The following is a 21,111-nucleotide window of genomic DNA, read 5'->3' as shown; positions in this document are numbered from 1 at the left end:
TAAGCGCCTCGAGGCCAACCCTTTTTCTTGTCATGCCGCAGGATTAGGGCGCCAACGGACATCTCGGCTTTGGCAGCAGCATCCATCTCCCAGCCACATCCTGCGCGGACCGGTGGATTTGGAGATCGACGTTCGACGTTTCATGACCCGGTCCCTGCTCGCTCCAGCCTTGACGGACGGCCCTGGGCGCTGTGGACTGGGCGAATGCGGCAGCGGCGGGGGCGCGGCCGCCAACGACGGAAGGCCGAAACATGGACAAGCACCATCAAATAGTGGTTGTCGGCGGCGGCAATGCGGGAATCTCGCTGGCCGCGCGGCTTCGCCGGTGGAAGGTCGAGGACATCGCAATCATCGAACCTCGGGATCAGCACTACTTCCAACCGCTGTTCTCCCATATAGGAGCCGGGGCTGCACGGATGGCCGAAGCGGTCCGACCCCAGGCAGATGTCATGCCGCAGGGGGTTGACTGGATCCGCGGGGAGGCGGCCGATGTGCGGCCGGAGGAGAACGTCGTCGTCCTGGCCGGAGGCGATCGTGTTGGCTACGAGCACTTGGTGGTCTGCCCGGGCCTGCAGTTGGACTGGGGCGATGTCCCGGGGCTGGCCGAGGCCATGGTTTCGCCGCACGGCTCGTCCAACTACGACGGCGCACTTGCCCCCAAGACATGGGACCTGGTGCGAGGGCTGCGCTCCGGCACGGCGGTATTCACCCAGCCGCCGGGGCCCGCAAAGTGCGCAGGCGCCGCCCAAAAAATTGCCTACATGGCCTGTGACTACTGGCGCCAACAGGGCGTGCTGCAGCACATTAACGTGCTCATGGTGGTGCCCACGCCTACCGTCTTCGGGATGCCGGACGTGGACCGGGAGCTGCAGCGCAAGATCGACGAGTACGGAATCACGTTGAGGACCTCCACCACCGTCGCCTCGGTCAACCCCGCGGCGCAGACACTGGTGCTGGACGGCGGGTCGGGGAACCGGGAGGTCCGGTACGACCTGCTGCACGCGGTTCCGCCGCAGTCGGCGCCGAACTGGTTGAAGGCCACGTCGCTGCCGCAGAAAGGGAGCAGTGGCGGCTTCGTCGAGGTGGATCCGGAGACCCTGCGCCATCCGCGATTTCCCAACGTCTGGTCCCTCGGCGACGCCGCCGGAACACGGAACTCCAAGTCCGGCGGGGCGCTCCGCAAACAGACCACGGTCCTGGCGAAGAACCTCACCGCTGTTCTGGGCGGGCGCGCGCCTGACGCGCGCTACAACGGCTACTCAGTCTGCCCGTTCACGCTGAGCCGCCGCACCGCGTTCTTTGCTGAGTTCGACGACCAATATCGCCCCCAACCGAGCTACCCGGGCCTGAGGATGGCCAAGGAGCGGCGCTGGCAGTGGGTGATGGACCGGCGGATCCTCCCGCAGGTCTACTGGCATCTGATCCTGAAGGGACGGGCCTGAGTATCTCGCAGCGAGGCAGGATACAGGCGGCCGGACCGCTGCCGACAGGACGGAGCAGTTCTGGCCGGTTTTTGCGAGCCAGCGTCTTTATGACGTTCGGCTAGAGCGGTTCGATAGCGGCAACTGGCACGCTTTCCCGAGATTCCTTACGGATGAGCCCTTACGTCCGATTGCATCCCTTAGCACCCGTGCCCGCATTCGCGCAGTGCGGCAGCACTATGAACGGATCCAGTTTGATGAAGGCCCTCATCCGCGCGCTCCTGGGAGCAGTCCTCGGGGCGACTATGCTCGCAGCAGCCTTGGTAGTCAGCACTCCGGCCCAAGCCGCGGCACCGCGCAGCGCGACCTACCAGACCTACACCGCTCCAAACGGTGTCAGCAGCAAATACCACGTCTACGCCAACGGCATCGATACGAAGAAGCCGGTCGGCGTCCTATTCGTCTTCCACGGCGACTACTCCTACCCGGCGCAGTCCTATGTCCACCACCCCAATGGATCCATCATGAAGAAGATGGCGGCCGAGGCCGCCAAGAAGAACATGATCATGGTTCCCGTCATCACCCCCGACAAGAAGGGCGGCATCACTTGGTGGGAGGACGCCGACCGCAACGGTGACTACTTCCGGGCACTGGCCGGAACACTGATCGCCGGATACAAGCTCGATGCCCGCCGCATCTGGTTCCACGGTTACTCCGGCGGAGCCGAGTTCATCACCTATGAGCTCCTCACAGACCGCCAGGAGTGGATAAAGGGCGGCGGGGCCACCATCGTCGGCGGCGGCGGATACACGGGCATGGAGACAGCCGCTCCCGCGGCGGTGAAGAAGATGAAGCTGCACTGGATCTGCGGCAGCCGCGACGGACGCGGCGGCACCAGCCTGAAAACCTGGTCAGCCCTGGGCACCGCCCAGAGCGCGGAGAAAAAATACAACAGCCTCGGGTTCATCAACACGAAGATGACCATCCTCCCGGGTGTCACGCACTACACCTATGACATGCCGAAGTTGATCGCCAACGACCTGAAGGCCATGCCGGCCGCCGTCGCCCCAGCCAAGGCCAACTCCGGCGATGTCGCAGCCGTGGACTCCGCAGGCAAGCTCTACCTATACCCCTCAGCCAAGGGGAGGGACTTGAACAAGCGCTCCTACGTTTCGGCCGGATGGGGAGCAGCGCGAGCGGTGGAGATCGCCGACTGGAACGGCGACGGCATCCAGGACCTGATCGCCAACTGGAAGGACGGCCGGCTCACCGTCGACTACGGGCAGAAGAACGGTGGCTTCAAACGCTCCACTCTGGGCACGAGCGGATGGCAGCACAACACCATCCTCGTCACCAGGTGGAGGACCGCCGACGAGTACCCGGGCATCATCGCCAAGAACCGTGACGGCAAGCTGTACTCCTACGCGAATCCCGCCGGCACAAACCCCGACCGGCGGAAGCTGCTGAGCTCCGGCAACTGGAAGGGCATGGACGTGATGGCCATGGACTTCGACGCGGACCAAAAGATGGATCTGATCGCCCGCACCGCGGCCGGGCAGTTGAAGCTCTACCGTTCCAACGGCAAAGGCAAGCTCATCAGCGAGACCCGGAAGGTGATCGCCAAGTCAGGTTGGAATGCCATGACGCACCTGTCCGCTGTCGAGGATCATGTGACCGCCGGTCAGTCCGGCATCCTCGCCCGCGACAGGAAAGGCAACCTGCACTTTTACCCGGTCTCCCCGAAGAAGATTCAACAGCGCACCACTGTAGGTGTAGGCGGCTGGAACGGCCTGAAGATCGGCTCCTAGCTGGGAGTGCCCCGGGCCCCGAGTCCCGGGCCGGCGACAGGCGGCTGCCGCCTGCCGCGAGATAAGAGGTGGGCCGGCCTATTTGGAAGCGCCGCTTCCCAGCGAGGCCAAGAGTTCGTCACAGGCGCGTTCACACCGGCGGCAGGCCTCCGCGCAGACCTTGCAGTGTTCATGCATCTCCGCGTGCTGCCCGCATTCGTCGGCGCAGGCCTGGCAGGCAGTCCGGCAGGCCTCCAGAAGTGCCTTGGTGATATTGGCGTCGTAGCCGGTGTGGCGCGAGAGGACGCGGCCGGCGGCTGCGCAGATGTCGGCGCAGTCCAGATTGGTGCGGATGCACTTGGTGAGGTCGGCAACCATGTCCTCCGAGAGGCACGCGTCGGCGCATGCAGTGCATGTCTGTGCGCATTCGAAGCAGGCGGCAATGCACTCCGCCAGCTTCTGGCGGTCCACGCCGCCCAGGTCCTTGGGGTAGGTATCGAGCATCGAACTGATGTGAGTCATGATCTGCTCCCGTCGTCCGGTTTCCGGCCAGCGGCGGTGGGCCGCTGCGCCAGCCTCTTATGCACCGTAGCCCCTGCTTGGGAGTGTGGCCACGCCGGTAACCATTCCCAGGCCTGGCTATCCCCACTTGACAGATACCCCCGGGGGGTATAGCCTCAGTCTCACCGGAACAAGCGTCACGAGCCCGACAGGGCTTCAACGCAGTGAAGGTTCTCACCGGCTTCGGCGGCGGAGCGTCATTCCGACGGTCTGGCGTTCCCACTTCCCGCAGCCAGCACCGATGATGTGTGAGGAGAACACCATGGCCGAGTCCCTAAACCGGGAACTGTCCCTGACCGCCAAGTCCGCCCAAGGATGCTCCTGCTGCGCCCCGACCGGCGTCTCGAAAGAACGGACCGAGCGCCGCGAGCCGGAGGCTTCGCCGATGGTGCCGGCCGTTCAGGCAGAGTACCGGGTGGCCGGCATGACCTGCGGACACTGCGCCTCCAGCGTTACGGACGCGTTGGGCGCCCTCGACGACGTGAGGGACGTTCAGGTCGACCTCGTTCCCGGCGGCATTTCCACCGTCACCCTTCTGGCGGTATCGCCCGTCAGCGACTCCGCCGTTCGGTCGGCCATCGCCGACGCCGGCTACGAGCTTATTGCCTCCTGAAGATCAGGTTTCCCGCGAAGGGCCGCCCCGACTTCAAAGGCAGGGGCGCCCGCGAAAGAAGAGCCATGAAAAGCGAGCATTCGCAGCACCTCGACAATTCCGGCCAGCACACCCAAAGACCTGGCCCGGAGCATCGGCATCAGGGCCAGGGTCCGATGATGACCGACCATGAAACGCACGGGCAGGCCATGCCGGACGGACCCGCACATTCGGCGGTGGACGAAGAACATGCCGTCCATACGCATGGCCAGCACGCCGGGCACAGCACGGCCATGTTCAAGAACAAGTTCTGGCTGTCCCTGGTCCTTTCGGTCCCGGTGGTGTTCTTCAGCCCGATGTTTGCCATGCTTCTGGGATACACCGTCCCGGGGTTCCCAGGGGCGGCGTGGATCCCCCCGGTACTTGGCACCATTATTTTCTTCTATGGCGGCACCCCCTTCCTGAAGGGCGCGGTGAATGAACTGCGGTCCCGGCAGCCGGGCATGATGCTGCTGATTGGGATGGCCATCACGGTCGCCTTCGCCGCCTCTTGGATCACGACCCTCGGCATCGGCGGGTTCGACCTGGACTTTTGGTGGGAACTGGCGCTGCTGATCGTGATCATGCTGTTGGGCCACTGGATGGAAATGCGTGCCCTGGGCTCCGCGCAGGGAGCGCTCGACGCGCTGGCTGCCCTGCTGCCGGACGAGGCGGACGTGGTCAACAGCGATGGAAGTGTCCGCACCGTGCCGGTCGGGTCCCTCGCCACCGGCGATATCGTGCTGGTGCGCTCCGGTGCCCGCGTGCCCGCGGACGGGCGGATCATCGACGGCGGCGCCGAGTTCGACGAATCGATGATCACCGGGGAATCCAAAACCGTCGGCCGGGCGACCGGCGACACGGTGGTCGCCGGCACGGTCGCGACGGACAACTCGGTGCGGGTCCAGATCACTGCCGTGGGCTCCGACACGGCGCTGGCCGGCATCCAACGCCTCGTGGCCGAGGCCCAGGCATCGTCGTCCCGGGCGCAGGCCCTGGCAGATCGGGCTGCTGCCCTGCTGTTCTACTTCGCGCTGGTGGCCGGCATCATCACCTTTGGCGCCTGGCTGCTGCTCGGAAGTCCCGACGAGGCCGTCGTTCGCACGGTGACCGTTCTGGTCATCGCCTGCCCGCATGCGCTCGGCCTCGCGATCCCGCTGGTCATCGCTATCTCCACCGAACGCGCCGCCCGCTCCGGCGTGCTGATCAAGAACCGCATCGCCCTGGAGCGGATGCGCACCATCGACGTCGTCCTGTTCGACAAGACCGGCACGCTGACCGAAGGCGAACACGCGGTCACCGCCGTCGCCGCAGTGGAGGGCGTGACTGAAGGCGAGCTGCTGGCCCTGGCTGCGGCCGCCGAATCCGACAGCGAACACCCCGTCGCCCGCGCGATCGTCAGGGCTGCCGCCGAACACGCCGAGGCGGCACGACTGGGTCTGACCGGCCGCAACTTCACCTCCAGCACTGGCCGGGGCGTGCGCGCCGTGGTGGACGGGGCCGACATCTCCGTGGGCGGGCCGAACATGCTCCGGGAGTTGAAGCTGGCCGAGGCGGCGGACGTAGCCCAAGAAACTTCGGCCTGGATGGATCGGGGTGCCGGTGTGCTGCACGTGGTTCGCGACGGCAAGATTATCGGGGCGCTGGCCCTGGAAGACAGGGTGCGTCCCGAGTCTCGGGCGGCAGTCAGGGCCTTGCAGGAGCGTGGGCTCAAGGTCGCCATGATCACCGGGGACGCCCGCCAGGTCGCAAACTCCGTGGGTCGCGATCTGGGCATCGACGAGGTCTTCGCCGAGGTCCTGCCGCAGGACAAGGACAAGAAGGTTACCGAACTGCAGCAACGCGGTCTGAAAGTGGCGATGGTCGGCGACGGCGTCAACGACTCGCCAGCTTTGGCCCGCTCCGAAGTGGGCATCGCCATCGGAGCCGGTACAGACGTGGCGATGGAATCTGCCGGCGTCGTGTTGGCGGGCAACGACCCCCGGTCCGTGCTGTCGATGATCGACCTGTCCCGGGCCAGCTACCGCAAGATGATCCAGAACCTGATTTGGGCTACGGGCTACAACATCATCGCCGTGCCGTTGTCCGCCGGTGTGCTTGCCTTCGCCGGAGTCGCCATCTCCCCGGCCATCGCGGCGATCCTGATGTCCGTTTCCACTATTGTGGTCGCCCTCAACGCCCAGGTGCTGCGGCGGATTGACCTGGACCCGGAACGCATCCAGTAGCCAGAGCCTCTGCCCGCGCGGGAACCGTGAAGATGGCCGAGCAGGAAGTGGACCGGGGCTCCAACCCGCAGGCCAAGGAACTGGCACAGACCATCATTGAAGACCAGGAAGGCGAAATCCCTCGCCAGCCTCTGACCACTCTCCCGCGGTGAACCATTGCCGTCCGGGGCGGGTTGTGCAAACATCTGCGTATGAATGCAGATAAGAAGGGTTGCAGGCTCGACGTAGACAGCCAGTATGTTGAGCTGGCCGTCGAGGTCTTTGCGATGCTGGCCGACGCCACCCGCGTGCGCATCATCCTGGCCCTGCGGGATACCGAGCTGCCGGTGAACGAACTGGCCGAGACGGTGGGAAAGTCGCCGGCCGCGGTATCGCAGCATCTGGCGAAACTGCGCCTGGGACGCATCGTGGCGGCGCGGCAGGAGGGCACCAAGGTGTACTACCGGCTGGAGAACGAACATGCCCGGCAGTTGGTTGCCGATGCTGTTTTCCAGGCGGAGCACTCCCTCGGTGGTCTTCCGGCACATCACAGCGCCCCCCGGCCGCAGGCATCATGAGCGCGCATCCGCAGGCCGGACACTCTGCAGCCGGCGAGGCCGAAGAGGCAGCAGACGAGCACGGGCGCGACCACGGCGGTCACGGGCCCAGCGACGATGACCACGACCACGGCAACCACGGGCACGGCCACAGCCACGGCGAGCACCCGCACGGCCACGACCACGATCATCCGACGGGGCTGAAAGGGTTTTTTCACGGGCTTTTTGTCCCGCACAGCCACGACACCGCCGACTCCATCGACGATGCGCTGGAATCCAGTGCAAAGGGCATCCGCGCGGTAAAGCTGAGCCTCGCAGGGCTCGGTGCCACCGCCGTGCTGCAGCTGGTTGTCGTGGTGATCAGCGGCTCGGTCGCCCTGTTGGCCGACACGATCCATAATTTCTCCGATGCGCTGACCGCCATCCCACTGTGGATCGCCTTCATCCTGGGGACGCGGCAGCCCACCCGCCGCTATACGTTTGGCTTTGGCCGGGCCGAGGACCTTGCCGGACTGTTCATCCTGGCCATGATCGCGCTTTCGGCCCTGGGTGCCGGCTGGCAGTCCATTGACCGGCTGCTGAACCCGCAGCCCCTGCACAACCTGGGTTGGGTTCTCGCGGCAGGGCTCGTCGGTTTTGCCGGCAACGAGTTGGTGGCCATCTACCGGATCAGGGTCGGGCGGAGCATCGGCTCGGCCGCCTTGGTGGCCGACGGCATCCACGCCCGCACCGACGGCTTCACGTCGCTGGCCGTGGTTCTGGGTGTCATTGGGGTCTGGCTCGGTTTCCCGCTGGCCGACCCCATCGTTGGCCTGGTCATCACCGCCGCGATCATTGTCCTGCTCTGGGGCACCGCCCGGGACATCGGCCGCCGCCTGCTCGACGGCGTGGAGCCTGAACTCGTCGACCGTGCCGAACAGATTCTGCTGGCCGAGAGCGAAGTCAAGGGACTGACGGAGGTGCGGCTTCGCTGGAATGGCCATCGGCTCAATGTTTCCGCCACGCTTGTGGTGAACCCGGCCATGACCGTCGACGGTTACCATCTTCTCCGGCGACGTCTGACCGCCGGACTCCGCGAGGCGCTTCCCGGAATCGGCTATTTGTCCCTGACGCCTACACCCGCCGGAGCCCTCCGCCCGGACCTGGGTTTGGCGGGCAGGCGTAAATGAGCGTCGTCGGGAAGGATCAGGGCGTGGGTTTCACAGCGGCCGACCGTAGGTACGAGCCCTACGTTCGTCCAATCGATCCGTCGGTTGAACGGCGCGCAGAGACCTGGGCCTGGCGCGGGTGGGACGTACACGTGGAACACGTCGGGGCCCCTGAAGCGCCGGTGCGGATGCTTCTGGTGCACGGCGGGGGAGGGAACGCTGCGGCCATGTGGCCCTTTGCGGCGCATCTGTCGCAACTGGGAGCCCTCGTCACGCTCGTTGACCTTCCGGGCTATGGACGTACGCGTCCCCGCGGAAGCGCGCGCATTTCGTATCAGGATTGGCAGCGGCTTCTGGCGGACCTGGCGGCGCGCATCGCCGATCAGAGGCCGCTGCTGCTCCTGGGGGCCAGTATGGGCGGCATGCTGGCGCTGGATGCGGCTGCCTTGAGCGGCAGGGGCGACCGGGTGATCGTGACGTGCCTGCTCGACGGCACCGACCCCGGCGTTCGCTCGGCCCTCGTGCGTGCCCCGTGGATGGCCCGTCTCGCGGCGCCCTTCCTCAAGGCCATCAGCGGGCCGCCTGAGCGGATGCCTTTTCCGCTGCGGTGGGTCGCTCCGATGCGGAAGATTTCCAACGACCCCGAACTATCCGCCCAGGTCCTGCGCGATTCGCGCGGCGGGGGAGGTTCCATGCCACTGAGCTGGTTCCGGTCGTTCCTAGAGGCCGGCCCGGCAGTGCCGCCGGAGTCATACGGCGGACCGCCCGTCCTGCTGGTCCATCCGGGCGAGGATCGGTGGACCCCCACAGGGATAAGCAGCCGGTTCCTGAGCCGGCTTGCCGGGAACCATCGACTGGTTGAGCTCGAGGGATGCGGACATTTTCCAGTGGAAGAACCGGGGTTCCAGAAGTTCCTCGACGTCGTCCGCGTGGAAGTCGAAACCGTGTCCGGGGCCTGACCCGCAACCGCCGCCAAGTAGTTCAACTGAGTTGACGCCGGAGGCCCAACAGCGCGGCAAGCCGCCGGTCGGTGTCGGCCAGCGCGGTCGTGTCGAAGGTGTTGGTGGTGACCATGAGCTCGTCGGCACCGGTCACCTCCAGCAAGCGTCCGAGCCGCCGGCCCACCTGGTCGGCGGTTCCGTGCACCGAGGCAGCCAGGGACTCGGCCACCAGGCGCTCCTGCCGGGAGGTCATCGGAGCTGACCGGACGGAGTCGGCGGGCGCCAGCGGCGGGAACTCCCCGCGCGTGCGGGACTGCGCCATTGCCCACGCCTCCGGCAGCAGCAGGTCCCGCGCCTCGTCGGCGGTTTCGGCAACGGCCACGGTGGCGGAGGCGATCACGTACGGTTCGGGGCATGAGGCGGAGGGTCGAAAATTTTTCCGGTAGCGAGCCAGAACCCCGCGGGCCGGTTCCGGATCCCGTCCGGTAAAGGCAGGACCGCCCACCACGACGGCGAGGCCGGCCTGGGCGGCAATGTCCACCCCCTTGCCGGTGGCCAACACGAAAAGCGGCGTCGCACCGCCGTCGTACGGGCGGGCGGTGACGGCGGCGCTGCCGTCGAGATAGGCCATCAGTTCTGCCAGGTCCTCGCCGAAGCGGTCCGCGGCGCCCTTCTCCTGCCGCAGCGCCGAGCGTACCGCCGGCGTGAATCCGACGGAGCGTCCTATCCCGAGATCGATCCGGCCGGGAAAAAGTGCCTGCAGGGTGGCGGCCTGTTCGGCCACCACCAGCGGTTGGTGGTTGGGCAGCATCACTCCGCCGGAGCCGACGCGGATGCGTTCGGTCTGCGATGCCACCGCGGCCATCAGCACCGTTGGAGCCGAACCGGCGATCCCCGGCACACCGTGGTGCTCGGCCACCCAGAAGCGGTGGTAGCCCAACTGCTCGGCATGCCGGGCCGGCGGATGGTGGCGCCCAGGGCCGCGGACGCCGAGGTGCCCTCACGGGCGTTGGCGCGGTCCAGGATGGAGACCGGAAGGGAGGCAGGCTGCATACCAGTCACAACGTGGCCGGCAGGCTGGTATTCCATCCCCGCCCGGTCCTGCCGCGCTCAGTGACGGCCCAGCCACCGGCCCCGGCGCATGACGCCGGTGACCGCCAGCGCCTCATCGATGACCACGAGGTCGGCCAACCTGCCGTGAGCGAGGGTGCCGACGCTGCCGGCCAGGCCGATGGTCCGGGCCGGGACCACGGTGGCCGACCGGAGGGCCTGGTCGAAGGGCACTCCGGCCTCGACGGCGTTCCGCAACACGTCCATCATGCCGGCGGTGCCTCCGGCGATGGCTCCGGAGGCCAGGCGGGCCACTCCCGAGTGCACCCGCACCTCCGCCGGTCCCAGGGAGTACACGCCGTCGGATAGTCCGGCGGCCGCCATCGAATCGGTGACCAGGGCGATGTTGTCCGCGCCCAGCAGTTCGAACATGGTCACGACGAGGTCGGGGTGCAGGTGGATGTTGTCCGCGATGAGCTCCACGACGGCGTCGCCGGCGCGGGCGGCCCGGAGGCACGCGCTCACGGCGCCGGGGGAGCGGTGGTGCAGCGGCTCCATTCCGTTGAACAGGTGCGTCACCGTGGGCACCGCCGGCCCCTCGCCAGACCTCAGGGCGAGGGCAGTCCGTGCGTGGCGCAGGGAGCCGGCCGCGACCGCGGTCTCCGCCGCGGTGTGTCCCAGCGAGGGGACCACGCCGTGGCCGGCGAGCAGTTCCACGAGTTCGTCGGCGCCGGGCAGTTCCGGCGCGTACGTCATGGTGCGCAGGAAGCCGCGGCCGCCGGCGAGCAGCTCCCGTGCCAGGCCGAGGTCCGGTTCCAGCAGCCAGCGTGGGTCCTGGGCGCCGCAGCGTGCAGGTGACAGGAACGGCCCCTCCACGTGGATGCCCGCTATCTCGCCGTCGGCGGCGATCCGCGAGAGGACGTCGAGTCCGCCGAGCAGATCCGGGGGCGGAGCGGTCACCAGGCTCGCCAGCAGGGTGGTGGTGCCAACAGCATGGATGCCGGCCGCCGCGCGGCGCGCGTCCGCTTCGGGGGCGGTGGTGAAATCGACGCCGAAGGCACCGTGGCAGTGCAGGTCGACCAACCCGGGGATCACCCTCTGGCCGGCGGGGACGTCGACGACGGTGTCCGCCTCGCCGGGCGGCAGGGCCTCCGCCGGACCGACGTAGCTGATCTCCGCGCCGGACACCGCAACGGCTCCGTCCCGCAGTTCACCCTCGCCGGTGTGGATTCTGCCCCTGAGGATTGTCCGGCCGCCCGGCAGCGGAGCCCGTTCCGCTTCGCGGAACGGGACGGGGGAGCCGTTGGTGCTGCCGGCGCCCTGGCGTGTCATGGCGGAATCGGGGCCTATCTGGCGGAAAACCGGGAACCCGCCTCGACATCGGTGAGGACGGTGACGTCCGGGTGCAGCTGGAGCACCGAGGCCGGGCAGCCGGGGTCGACGGGCCCGGTCAGCGCGCGGTGAAGGATGTCGGCCTTGTCCCGGCCCTGCACCAACAACAGCAGCCGCCTGGCATCCAGGATGGTGCCCAGGCCCTGCGTGATGCAGCGGGTGGGGACGTCGTCGAGCGACGGGAAGAACCGGGCATTGGCCCGGCGCGTCGTCATCGTCAGCTCCTCGACCCGGGTCCGGGAATCCAGGGCCGAGCCGGGCTCGTTAAAGGCCAGGTGACCGTTGTGGCCGATGCCCAGGATCTGCAGGTCGATCCCGCCCGCCGACGCGATGGCCGCTTCATAGTCCGCCGCGGCCCGGTCCACATCGGCCCGGTCGGCGTCCGGCAGCAGGACCGACGCCCGGTCGAGCCCCAGCGGCCGGATCACTTCCCGGTCGATCACCTGCGCGTAGCTCTCCGGGTGCCCGGCCGGAAGTCCCACGTATTCGTCCAGCGCGAACCAGCGGACCCCGGACAGATCCAGGCGGCGCCGCGCCAAGGACTGATACAGCGGCAGCGGCGAAGACCCGGTGGCCAGCCCGATGACGGGACGGGGCAGCTCGTCGAGGAGGCCGGCAACGATGTCGGCGGCCAGCGCGCCGATGTCTTCAGCGTCGTGGTGCGAAACCTGGAGCTTGCGTTCCTGCTCGGCCAACGGGGTCATAGGAGTCCTGTCTGTCGGATGAGTCCGCCTTGACGGATGCGCGCCGCGCTGCACGTGCTTTGCGGCAAGGGCAAGTCAAACTTCATGCGCTTTTCCTTGTGGGACGGGTCGGAGCCTCCGGGTGTGTGCCGTCAGGGCTGGCACCCCGGAGAAACGTTGGAGCAAGATTACCGGATGCTACCGGCCCAAACCGGTAGATGCGGGCGCACCATGCCGAGAGCGAATTCCAACGTTTGCGCACGGCGCATGTGTCAGAGCACGACGTCGAAGCCCGCCTCGGGCGACAGCGTTCCGTTGGCCTGCACTTGGACGAGGTGCCGGCCGGGGTAATGCATGCGCGTGGTCATCTGGCGGAAGGCGTGGGCTTTGCGGAACTGCCGGGCCTCGCCCGCGGCGAGGTCGGCCACCGCCAGCTTGAAGACCTTCGGAGCCAGCGAACCGTTGGCCTTGACGTAGTGGACCACATAGTCCACCGCCACGCGGGCCGGGGTGGCCGCTTCATTGCGGATCTCGACGGCGAAGGCGAGCTCCCCGGGCAGGTGGACAGTGTCCCGTTCGAGTTGCGGGACGGCCACCGAGAGGGCGTTGGAGGTGAAACCCAGCGCTGCGAGCGCACCGGGATGGGCCTTCTTCACCAAGGTGCGCAGCCCGTGCCGTACCACCCGGGCGGTGTGGGCACCAGGGGCGGCGTTCCACCGGGCCGCGGTCGCCACCACGTCCTCCGGGGCGTGGCGCGAGACATCGTTCAGGTGGTTGGCCACCGAGCGGCGGACGGCGTCGCTCTCGTCCTGGAACAGCTCGTCGAGGATCGGCAAGGTGGATGCCGGCCGGTCGACGATGCCGGGTACCCGGACGGCCCACGGCAGGTACGGCCGTGTCCCTTCGCTGGCCAGCCGCCGCACCTGGCCATCCGGGTGGGCCGTCCAGTCCCGGATGATTCCCAGCGCCCGGTCCAGGTCCTGGATCAACAGCCGGCGGATGGCGAACTCGCTCGTCATCCGCGGAGTCAGTTCCGCGAGCAGTGCAATTGCGTCGTCGAAGGCCGGCTGGCTCCCGTCTTCCAAGGCGCGGGTTACGGCAGCCTCGCCTACCGGCCAGAGCATCCAGCCGGTGAAGGCGCCGTCGTCCAGCGCCGCGCGGATCACGGCGGCGGCCGGTTCGTAGCCGGTAACCAGGTCTACGAGGAGCGCTTCCGCCAGCACGTCGGCGCGGGCTCGCAGGGGCAGCGGCTCAAGCCGACCTCCCGCTTCCCGGAGCGCCGGCCACGCAGATTGGTCGCCGGTTCCGGCCAGGCAAGTGCGCAGTTGCTCGACGGCGGCCGGCCCCAGCAGGTCGTTCATGATTCCCATGCGGTCCTCCGGGTCGGGCCAATAAGCTTTCGGAAGCCAGCCTATGGCTCTTCGGGCAGGTGGGACCGCCGCCGTGCTCCTCCGTGGTCACCTCAGGGACCGTCGTTGTCCTGAATTATGCCTAAAGGGTGTTCGGGGCCACGGTCGGGCACTAGAGTCACCTGACATGGACATCATCCTGGTACCCGGCTTCTGGTTGGACGCGTCCTCGTGGGCGGAGGTGACCCCGCCGTTGGTCTCGGCCGGGCACCAGGTACACCCGTTGACGCTGCCCGGACTGGAAGCGCCGGATGCGCCGCGGTCGGGCATCGGACTGCGCGACCATATCGACGCGACCGTCAAGGCAGTGGACGGCTTGGACGGGCCGGTGGTCCTCGTGGGCCACTCCGGCGGCGGGGCCATCATCCACGGCGTGGTGGACCAGCGGCCGGACAGGATTGCCCGTGCTGTCTACGTGGACAGCGGGCCGCTGGGCGAAGGCGGCGTGATTAATGACGAGCTGCCCGCCGAAGGGGACGAGGTGCCGTTGCCGGACTGGGGCCTCTTCGAGGAGGAAGACCTGGTGGACCTCGACGAGGGGCTCCGCGCCGCGTTCCGTGCCCGAGCCATCCCGCAGCCAAGGGGCGTCGCCTCCGATCCGCAGCACCTCTTTGACGAGCGGCGTTTTAACGTGCCGGTCACGGTGATCACCTGCGAGTTCACGCCCGAACAGCTGCAGGGCTGGATCGACGCCGGCGCACTTCAGGTGGTTGAACTGGCCAGAATCCGGGACGTGGAGTACGTGCACCTGCCCACGGGGCACTGGCCGCAGTTCACCAAACCGGCCGAGCTCGGCGAAGCCATCCTGGCCGCCGTGACCAAGACCGTTGAGGCAACCGGGGCTCAGTGAGCACGGCCAAACTGCTGCCCGCCGTCGAGGCAGCGCTCGCCGGGAACGGGCTCGCTTACGAGGTCCTCGACTGCGACCCGGATCTGGCGGACACGGCGGCGTTTTGTGCGCATTACGGCTTCGCTTTGGAGCAGTCGGCCAACACCATCTTGGTGGCGTCGAAGAAGGTGGAACCGGCCAGGTACGCGGTGTGCGTGGTGCTGGGGACCGCCCGGCTGGATGTGAACAAGACGGTCCGCGAACTGATGGGCGTCAAGCGCGCGTCCTTCGCCGACGCGGAGACCACCCGGGCGGTGACCGGCATGGAGATTGGGGGAGTGACAGCCGTCGGGACCTCCGGCCACCCGATCTACATCGACGCCGCCGTGCTGGACCAAGAACGCGTGGTGATGGGCGGCGGCAACCGCTCCAGCAAGCTGCTGCTCAAGCCGGAGGAGCTGGCCAAGCTGCCCGGCGCCGTCGTGGTTGAAGGGCTGGCGAAGCCCGGCGTGCCGCTCAGCGCCACCGGCAGTTCAGGGACCGGGTAGCCGAGGCTTCCCTAATCTTGGCTTGCCTTACCTTGCTGGCGGGGATACAAACCGGCGCCTAATCTGGTGCCATGGGACTCACAGGAAAACTCGCAGAAGCGTTTAATGACCAGGTCACGCTGGAACTCCAGGCCTCCGTGGTCTACCGCCAGCTCGCCATCGAGATGGATGCCATCGATTTGCCCGGGATCGCCGGCTGGTTCCGCGCCCAGGCCGAGGAAGAGGTGGTCCACGCGAACAAGTTCATCGAGCACATGATGGACCGCGGCGCCCACCCCAAGATCCAGGCGATCACGGCTCCGACAATTTTCGCCGAGACCGTACTGCAGGCGTTCGAAGCTTCGCTGGCACACGAGAAGAAGGTCTCGGAGTCGATCCGCGACCTGTACCGGCTCGCCCAGCAGGAGGGCGACATTGACTCCATCCCGCTGCTCAACTGGTTCGTCGACGAGCAGTTGGAGGAAGAAGCCACGGTCGGTGAGATCATCGGCCGGGTCAAGCTGGTCAACGACGACGGGCCCGGCCTGCTGCGCCTGGACGAGCAGCTCGGTTCCCGCACCGGCGAAGCCAGCAGCTAGCAAAGCGACAGGCGGCGTCGGTGCCCAGGCGGGCGCCGGCGCCGCCTGCTCGTGTCTGCCATCAAACGTGCTGGTCGACGATGACCGGGTTGCCGTCCGGGTCCTGTAGAACAAAGCTGGCAGGACCGGTGGTTGCCTCGTCTGCTTCCGACAGGAATTCCACGCCCTCCGCTTTCAGCTGCCGCTGGAGGTCGCGCACATCTGCGAATGAGTCAAGGGTCTGGGCGTCCTGATTCCAGCCCGGGTTGAAGGTCAAGGCGTTCTTGTCGAACATTCCCTGGAAGAGTCCGATGACGGCCTCACCGTTTTTCAGGATCAGCCAGTTCTGCGTGATATCACCGCCGTGCTTGCTGAACCCGAGCTTTTCGTAGAACGCGGCGGAAGCCGCAATGTCCTTCACTGCGAGGCTGAGCGAAAAAGCGCCGAGTTGCATGTGTTGCTCCATTCTCCGAAATCCTGGACTTCTCGCATCATAGCCACGGGGTGTCCGGGGTGGAGCACATAGACGAACGGACCCCGGGCCCGGACAGCGGGAGCGACTACCATGCTCCGGCGGCCCGGAGCTAGGGCTCCGGGTTGTGCCGGTGGTCCTTCCGGTCGCGGACACGCTGCTCGTGCTCCAGTCGGCGGTGTTCCTCGCGCTGGTGTTCGAGTGATATGAGCTCCGGATGGTTCAGCCGAGAATGCTGGCGGCCGTAGAGGAAGTAGATGGCGAAGCCGATAAGCAGCCAGACAGCGAAGCGCACCCATGTGAGCGTGGTCAGGTTCAGCATCAGCCAGAAGCACAGCACCGCGGAGAGAATCGGCACCACGGGCGAGCCCGGGACACGGTAGGCGCGGGGCAGATCCGGCCGCTTCCTCCTGAGCACGACAATGCCGATGCTCACCAGCACGAAGGCCGAGAGGGTGCCGATGTTGATCATTTCTTCCAGAACGTCCACGTTGGTGAAGCCCGCCACCAGGGCAACCAGGGCCCCGGCCAGGATCTGCACCCGCGCCGGGGTTTTTTGATGCTCGGTGGTGTGGCTGAGCCATCGCGGCAGCAGGCCGTCACGGCTCATCGCGAAGGCAACCCGGGCGAGGCCCATCAACAGGACCATGATGACGGTGGTGAGCCCGATCAGGATGCCGATCGAAATGACCTGCGCGGCCCAGTCCGCCCCGACTCCGATGAACGCCGTGGCCAGCGAAGCCTCGTCGGCTTCCGCCAGCTCCCGGTAGGACACCATGCCCGTCAGGGCCAGGGTGACGAGGATATACAGGACGGTCACGATTGCCAGGCCGCCGAAAATGCCCCGCGGCAGCGTCTTTTGCGGGTTTCGCACCTCTTCGGCGCTCGTAGCCACGACGTCGAATCCAATGAAGGCGAAGAACACCAGTGCAGCACCCGCCAGGATGCCCACCACGCCGTACTGCTGGGGCTCGGCGCCGCTGAGGAAGGAGAACAGCGACTGCGTCCAGACGTTCCCCCCGGCGCTCGCCGTGGCGACCGGCTCCGGCACGAACGGCGTGTAGTTTTCTGCCCGTACGTACGTGAAGCCGACAACGATCACGAACAGGACAATGGCAACCTTGATGATGGTGAAGACATTGTTTACCCGCGCCGACAGCTCGGTGCCAAGAACCAGCAGGGTCGTGAAGACGGCAACGATCAGCAGCGGGCCCCAGGTGAGGTCCAGGCCGAAGACATTCACCGTGGTCGGGACATTGATGTCGAAGAGCAGGAAGACGTTGCTGAGATAGATCCCCCAATACTTCGCGATGACGGCCCCCGCCGTGAACAGCTCCAGAATCAGGTCCCAGCCGATGATCCAGGCCAGCAGTTCGCCCAGGGTCGCGTAGGTATAGGTGTAGGCGCTGCCGGCCACGGGAATGGCTGACGCGAACTCGGCGTAACACATGATGGCCAGCGCGCAGGTGATGGCCGCCAGCACGAAGGACACGGTCACGGCCGGGCCTGCGTAGCTGCCGGCGGCCTTCGCGCCGACGGAGAAGATGCCCGCCCCGACGGCGACTGCCACACCGAGGACCATCAGGTCAAAGGTGCTCAGCGTGCGCTTCAGCTCGCGCCCTGGCTCCGTCATGTCCGCAATGGACTGCTCGATTGATTTGGTCCGAAAGAGGCTCATGGGACCAGTATTCTCAGGATGGCCTACCCCGAAAACCCCACCCCGGGCTGAGGGGGCGAACAGCCCGGGAACCGGTAGGGGATGGCGCCTCGGAGCCAATCCGGGCCGCGCACGGCAGTGTTATGACGGGAGGATGTAGCGGCCCGCCATGAGGGCGGGACGCGGGCGAAGCAGGTCAGCCGACGGCAACCAGACCCGGCGGGTTGGCTGCGGCCCCGCTGGTCGGTGCCGGGAGGGCGGAGGCGCATGTTCCGGCAGCTGCGGCAACCAGTTCGGCAGGTACTCCGGAGGCCAGCGCGGCGGCTGTCTGCTCTTGGAAGACGGCCTTCGCCTGGTCCAGGGCCCATTCCGCCGCCTCGACCTGTCCCGCCCGCACGGTAACGGCCTCCAGCGCTTTCTTCTGCCCGGGTGTCAGGTCGGAAGCTGTCTGGACCTGGCCTCCAGGCAGTTCGGCTGTTGCAGCTGGCTGTCCGGTATAGATCGTGGAGTCCAACTCCGCGATCGACAGGGGCAGCGTATTGGTATCGGTCACGGAATCCATCGATGTCCCTTTCCAAGGGAAAAAGGCAGCGCTTGGTCGCTCGGTGAGAGAGCGCGTGCTGCGTTCTGGAGACAGACAGACCTGCCTCCTAAATCGAAGCCTACAGCACCGTTGCAATACGACAGATGCCGGGGCCGGGCTTGGCCCGGGCAGAGCGGCTCCACGGCAACCTGGCTGCGGCTTATCCTTCAGGGGTCGTACGGGTTGGCCTTTCGACGGGGCAGCGCGGTGCCGGCTGGGTCGCCGCCACCGCGCCGGGCAGAAATAAAGGCCTATTCTGCTCTCCGGTGTGGATAAACCATTGACCTCAGGAAGATCAGTTTGCTTATAATTCTGCATGCCTGATCTATCCAAGTGGCACATGCCCCGGCTTCTCTCCACAGCCGCGAGGCTTGTCGAATACGAGTGGAACGAGCGGCTGGCCTCCCTCGGCTTGACCCATGCGGGTGCGACTGTCCTGGAGATCCTTGCCGTGGAGGGGGCAATGGCCCAAGCACAACTGGCGAAGCGGGTGCGGGTGCAGCCACAGACCGTTGGCAAGACCCTGGCACGGCTGGAAGCGACTGGTCACATATCCCGCGTCCGCGGCGAGAACGACCGGCGCGAGCAACGGGTCAACATCTCCGAAAGCGGCAAGGAGACCTTCCACCAGGTGGTGAAATTGGGACAAGAGCTTCTGGGCGAGGACGACGAGACCGAGCAACTCAAGAATCAACTCATCGGTGTCGTCCGGGACCTCGGCAACGACAGGTTCGGCACCAAGAGGCCTTTGCGCCCCGGCTAAACCGGCGGACCAACGACGGAACCTTTTCCGTGGCTGGTGCGGTTGGGCCTCCGATGATCTTGACCGATGGCCGTGGAGCACGGACGCCCTCAGCCTGGCGGATTAGCTGAAGGGAATGGTCTGAATACCAGTTGAAAGCCGTCGTCGAACTGGAAACGGCTGACCCCGATCTTGTACACCGGCTCAAGGTTCTCCGGGACCAGCACCTCGGACGGTGTGCCGGCAGCAACCACCCGGCTTTCGTTGAGTAGCAGGACGCGGTCGCAGTAGGCAGCAGCGAGGTTGAGGTCGTGCAGGACCACGACGACGGCATGGTTGCTGGTCCCCGCCAGGTCGCGCACCAGCTTGAGGATCTCGTGCTGATAGCGGATGTCCAGATGGTTGGTCGGTTCGTCGAGCAGCAGGTGCGTCGCTTCCTGCGCCAGCGCCCGGGCGATCAAAACACGTTGCCGTTCCCCGCCGGAGAGCAGGTCGAAGCCCTGGTCCGCCCGGCCCAGCATGCCGACCCGTTCCAGTGCGCGGGCCGCGGCCTGTTCGTCCCGCGCCTTACGCCGGCCCAGCCGCGGTTGGTGCGGGGTGCGGCCGAGCAGCACCATGTCGGAAACCAGCAGGGGCAGGTCGCCCGGTGTCTCCTGCACGACCACTGAGACCGTCCGGGCGCGCTCCTGCGCGTTGAGCTGGCGCAGTTCCTTATGGTCCAGCATGACCGTTCCGGTGTGCGGGGCCAGCGATCCGTACAGGATCCGCAGCAGGGTGCTCTTGCCGCTGCCGTTCGGTCCCACCACGCCCAGGACTTCGCCGTGCCGGGCGTGGAGGTCAACGCGATCCAGGACGTCGCGGGAGCCGTAGGAGAAGGAGATGCCGGAGCCGGAAATCACTGGCCGAACCGCTCGACGATCCGCTCGAGTCCGGTGACCGACAGCGGTGACGGCGGCTCGGTGAAGTTGAACAGTTGCACGAGGATGTCGTCGTTGGCCACCGCGGTCATGGAGGAGGCTCCCTTCGAAGATGTGACGGCGTCGGCCACTCTGCTTGGGTCCCCGGCGGAGTGGAGCAGGATCAGGACATCGGGGTTGCGGCCGATGAGTTCCTCGCGGGTGACCTCGAAGACCCGCTGGTCGACGTCGTTGAAAACGTTTTTCAGCCCGGCGGCCTCCAACTGCGGTTGGGCCATGGACCTTGTGCCGTAGGCGTAGGTGCTTCCGCCGCCGACCGTCGGGTAAAGGACGGCCGCAGTGCGGCGGCCGGTGTTGGCCGTCTCGGAGGTGATCTGCTCCACCTGGGCCTTGAGCTCGCGGGCTGCTTTTTCGGCCCGTTTTTCGACGCCGAAGATCTTGCCGTAGGTGCGCAGCTGATCCGCAACGGTGCTGAACCCCGGGGTTTCCGAGGCGTTGGGGCAAAAGGACGGTTCCTGCAGCATGGGGATGCCCGCGGCGGCTAGTGTTTCACGGTTAAGGTTTTCGGCCGTACCGAGGACCAAGTCCGGTTGCTGCGCCAACACGACTTCCTGCGAAATCTGCAGGTGGCCCGTGGTGTCCAGGCGGTCGGTCAAGAGCGGAATGCGGGCGAGTTCGTCTTGCGTGGCCGGGTCGAAGTATTCGGCCGGGTAGACGCCTGCGCGGGCCACTACTGTGTCCATGACACCGAGTGCGGCCAAGTAGGAGACCGGTGAACTGTCCAGCATGACAACCCGTTCCGGCGGCGCGTCCAGGGTGACCGCGGCGCCGCAATTGGTGATGGTCAGCGGGTAGCCATCGGCCTCGGGTGCTGCAGGTGTCCCGGCGTTCCCGGAAGTCCCGGCGCAGCCGGCCAGGCCGAGGGCGATTGCCGCCGCGGCTGCAGCGGACAGCAGGTGGGCGGCAGCTTTCATGAGATTCTCCTCGGGCTAGTGGATGTGGGCGATAACGCGGACGTGGGG

Annotated in this window: 22 protein-coding genes; 12 read left to right on the top strand and 10 right to left on the bottom strand. The window is 66.7% G+C overall.

The genetic code is table 11. From position 1 onward, the window contains the following. Positions 1-251: 251 nt before the first annotated feature. Positions 252-1,442: an NAD(P)/FAD-dependent oxidoreductase gene (locus tag AC5RUH_RS00620; protein WP_494127614.1), complete on the top strand. Its 1,191-nt coding sequence runs from the start codon at positions 252-254 to the stop codon at positions 1,440-1,442. Positions 1,443-1,678: 236 nt separating this feature from the next. Continuing rightward, a complete protein-coding gene (locus AC5RUH_RS00615; protein WP_494127613.1) occupies positions 1,679-3,229 on the top strand; it encodes an alpha/beta hydrolase family protein in 1,551 nt (516 codons plus the stop codon). A gap of 78 nt (positions 3,230-3,307) precedes the next feature. Here AC5RUH_RS00615 and AC5RUH_RS00610 read toward each other — a convergent pair whose 3' ends face one another. Further along, positions 3,308-3,730 (bottom strand): four-helix bundle copper-binding protein, encoded by a 423-nt coding sequence (locus AC5RUH_RS00610; RefSeq protein ID WP_494127612.1) that lies wholly within the window; start codon positions 3,728-3,730, stop codon positions 3,308-3,310. 301 nt (positions 3,731-4,031) lie between these two features. Here AC5RUH_RS00610 and AC5RUH_RS00605 point away from each other — a divergent pair, with 301 nt between their 5' ends. The 6 genes from AC5RUH_RS00605 to AC5RUH_RS00580 all read left to right on the top strand — a co-directional run bounded on the left by AC5RUH_RS00605 (position 4,032) and on the right by AC5RUH_RS00580 (position 9,268). After that, complete coding sequence (locus tag AC5RUH_RS00605; protein WP_494127611.1) at positions 4,032-4,382, top strand: heavy-metal-associated domain-containing protein; 351 nt, start codon at positions 4,032-4,034, stop codon at positions 4,380-4,382. Between the two features lie 65 nt (positions 4,383-4,447). Beyond that, positions 4,448-6,625: a heavy metal translocating P-type ATPase gene (locus AC5RUH_RS00600; RefSeq protein ID WP_494127610.1), complete on the top strand. Its 2,178-nt coding sequence runs from the start codon at positions 4,448-4,450 to the stop codon at positions 6,623-6,625. 26 nt (positions 6,626-6,651) lie between these two features. Next, positions 6,652-6,777 (top strand): DUF305 domain-containing protein, encoded by a 126-nt coding sequence (locus tag AC5RUH_RS00595; protein WP_494074626.1) that lies wholly within the window; start codon positions 6,652-6,654, stop codon positions 6,775-6,777. Between the two features lie 39 nt (positions 6,778-6,816). Then, positions 6,817-7,182 carry an ArsR/SmtB family transcription factor gene (locus AC5RUH_RS00590; protein ID WP_494013649.1) on the top strand — a complete coding sequence of 122 codons (366 nt, stop codon included), beginning with the start codon at positions 6,817-6,819 and terminating at the stop codon, positions 7,180-7,182. Then, positions 7,179-8,330: a cation diffusion facilitator family transporter gene (locus AC5RUH_RS00585; RefSeq protein ID WP_494127609.1), complete on the top strand. Its 1,152-nt coding sequence runs from the start codon at positions 7,179-7,181 to the stop codon at positions 8,328-8,330. The genes AC5RUH_RS00590 and AC5RUH_RS00585 overlap by 4 nt, the downstream gene beginning before the upstream one ends. 23 nt (positions 8,331-8,353) lie before the next feature. Beyond that, positions 8,354-9,268 carry an alpha/beta hydrolase gene (locus AC5RUH_RS00580; protein WP_494074628.1) on the top strand — a complete coding sequence of 305 codons (915 nt, stop codon included), beginning with the start codon at positions 8,354-8,356 and terminating at the stop codon, positions 9,266-9,268. 22 nt (positions 9,269-9,290) lie between these two features. On the opposite strand, the gene AC5RUH_RS00575 is transcribed toward AC5RUH_RS00580, so the two are convergent. The 4 genes from AC5RUH_RS00575 to AC5RUH_RS00560 form a co-directional block, all read right to left on the bottom strand. Continuing rightward, positions 9,291-10,190 carry an MsnO8 family LLM class oxidoreductase gene (locus AC5RUH_RS00575; RefSeq protein WP_494127608.1) on the bottom strand — a complete coding sequence of 300 codons (900 nt, stop codon included), beginning with the start codon at positions 10,188-10,190 and terminating at the stop codon, positions 9,291-9,293. Positions 10,191-10,360: 170 nt separating this feature from the next. After that, entirely contained in the window at positions 10,361-11,632 is a 1,272-nt protein-coding gene (nagA, locus tag AC5RUH_RS00570; RefSeq protein ID WP_494127607.1) for an N-acetylglucosamine-6-phosphate deacetylase, read from the bottom strand. Positions 11,633-11,646: 14 nt separating this feature from the next. Next, positions 11,647-12,396: a glucosamine-6-phosphate deaminase gene (locus AC5RUH_RS00565; protein WP_494127606.1), complete on the bottom strand. Its 750-nt coding sequence runs from the start codon at positions 12,394-12,396 to the stop codon at positions 11,647-11,649. A 251-nt stretch (positions 12,397-12,647) separates the two neighbouring features. After that, positions 12,648-13,745 carry a DNA alkylation repair protein gene (locus AC5RUH_RS00560; protein WP_494127605.1) on the bottom strand — a complete coding sequence of 366 codons (1,098 nt, stop codon included), beginning with the start codon at positions 13,743-13,745 and terminating at the stop codon, positions 12,648-12,650. A 166-nt stretch (positions 13,746-13,911) separates the two neighbouring features. Between AC5RUH_RS00560 and AC5RUH_RS00555 the strand changes: the two genes are divergently transcribed. From AC5RUH_RS00555 to AC5RUH_RS00545, 3 genes are all read left to right on the top strand, one after another. Then, positions 13,912-14,634, top strand: coding sequence for an alpha/beta fold hydrolase (locus tag AC5RUH_RS00555; RefSeq protein ID WP_494127604.1), 723 nt, complete (start codon positions 13,912-13,914; stop codon positions 14,632-14,634). Further along, a complete protein-coding gene (locus tag AC5RUH_RS00550) occupies positions 14,631-15,161 on the top strand; it encodes a YbaK/EbsC family protein (protein WP_494127603.1) in 531 nt (176 codons plus the stop codon). Before AC5RUH_RS00555 ends, AC5RUH_RS00550 begins: the two co-directional genes overlap by 4 nt. Positions 15,162-15,232: 71 nt before the next feature. Beyond that, positions 15,233-15,739, top strand: coding sequence for a ferritin (locus AC5RUH_RS00545; protein WP_494000945.1), 507 nt, complete (start codon positions 15,233-15,235; stop codon positions 15,737-15,739). 61 nt (positions 15,740-15,800) lie between these two features. On the opposite strand, the gene AC5RUH_RS00540 is transcribed toward AC5RUH_RS00545, so the two are convergent. From AC5RUH_RS00540 to AC5RUH_RS00530, 3 genes are all read right to left on the bottom strand, one after another. Then, complete coding sequence (locus tag AC5RUH_RS00540) at positions 15,801-16,184, bottom strand: VOC family protein (RefSeq protein ID WP_494000944.1); 384 nt, start codon at positions 16,182-16,184, stop codon at positions 15,801-15,803. A gap of 118 nt (positions 16,185-16,302) precedes the next feature. Next, on the bottom strand, positions 16,303-17,868 hold the full coding sequence (locus AC5RUH_RS00535) for an amino acid permease (RefSeq protein ID WP_494127602.1): 1,566 nt from the start codon (positions 17,866-17,868) through the stop codon (positions 16,303-16,305). A gap of 175 nt (positions 17,869-18,043) precedes the next feature. Beyond that, positions 18,044-18,400 (bottom strand): hypothetical protein, encoded by a 357-nt coding sequence (locus AC5RUH_RS00530; RefSeq protein ID WP_494049297.1) that lies wholly within the window; start codon positions 18,398-18,400, stop codon positions 18,044-18,046. 346 nt (positions 18,401-18,746) lie between these two features. Between AC5RUH_RS00530 and AC5RUH_RS00525 the strand changes: the two genes are divergently transcribed. Continuing rightward, a complete protein-coding gene (locus tag AC5RUH_RS00525) occupies positions 18,747-19,193 on the top strand; it encodes a MarR family winged helix-turn-helix transcriptional regulator (protein ID WP_494049298.1) in 447 nt (148 codons plus the stop codon). A gap of 89 nt (positions 19,194-19,282) precedes the next feature. Here AC5RUH_RS00525 and AC5RUH_RS00520 read toward each other — a convergent pair whose 3' ends face one another. Further along, positions 19,283-20,071 carry an ABC transporter ATP-binding protein gene (locus AC5RUH_RS00520; RefSeq protein WP_494049299.1) on the bottom strand — a complete coding sequence of 263 codons (789 nt, stop codon included), beginning with the start codon at positions 20,069-20,071 and terminating at the stop codon, positions 19,283-19,285. Next, the gene (locus AC5RUH_RS00515; protein WP_494101369.1) at positions 20,068-21,063 is read right to left on the bottom strand and encodes an ABC transporter substrate-binding protein; all 996 of its coding nucleotides are present in this window, start codon (positions 21,061-21,063) and stop codon (positions 20,068-20,070) included. The genes AC5RUH_RS00520 and AC5RUH_RS00515 overlap by 4 nt, the downstream gene beginning before the upstream one ends. Positions 21,064-21,111 lie beyond the last annotated feature (48 nt).

This window comes from Arthrobacter sp. Y3223166, from assembly GCF_059090935.1.
Note: the sequence above shows the minus strand (reverse complement) of the source record. Positions and strands in the feature narration are given on the sequence as shown.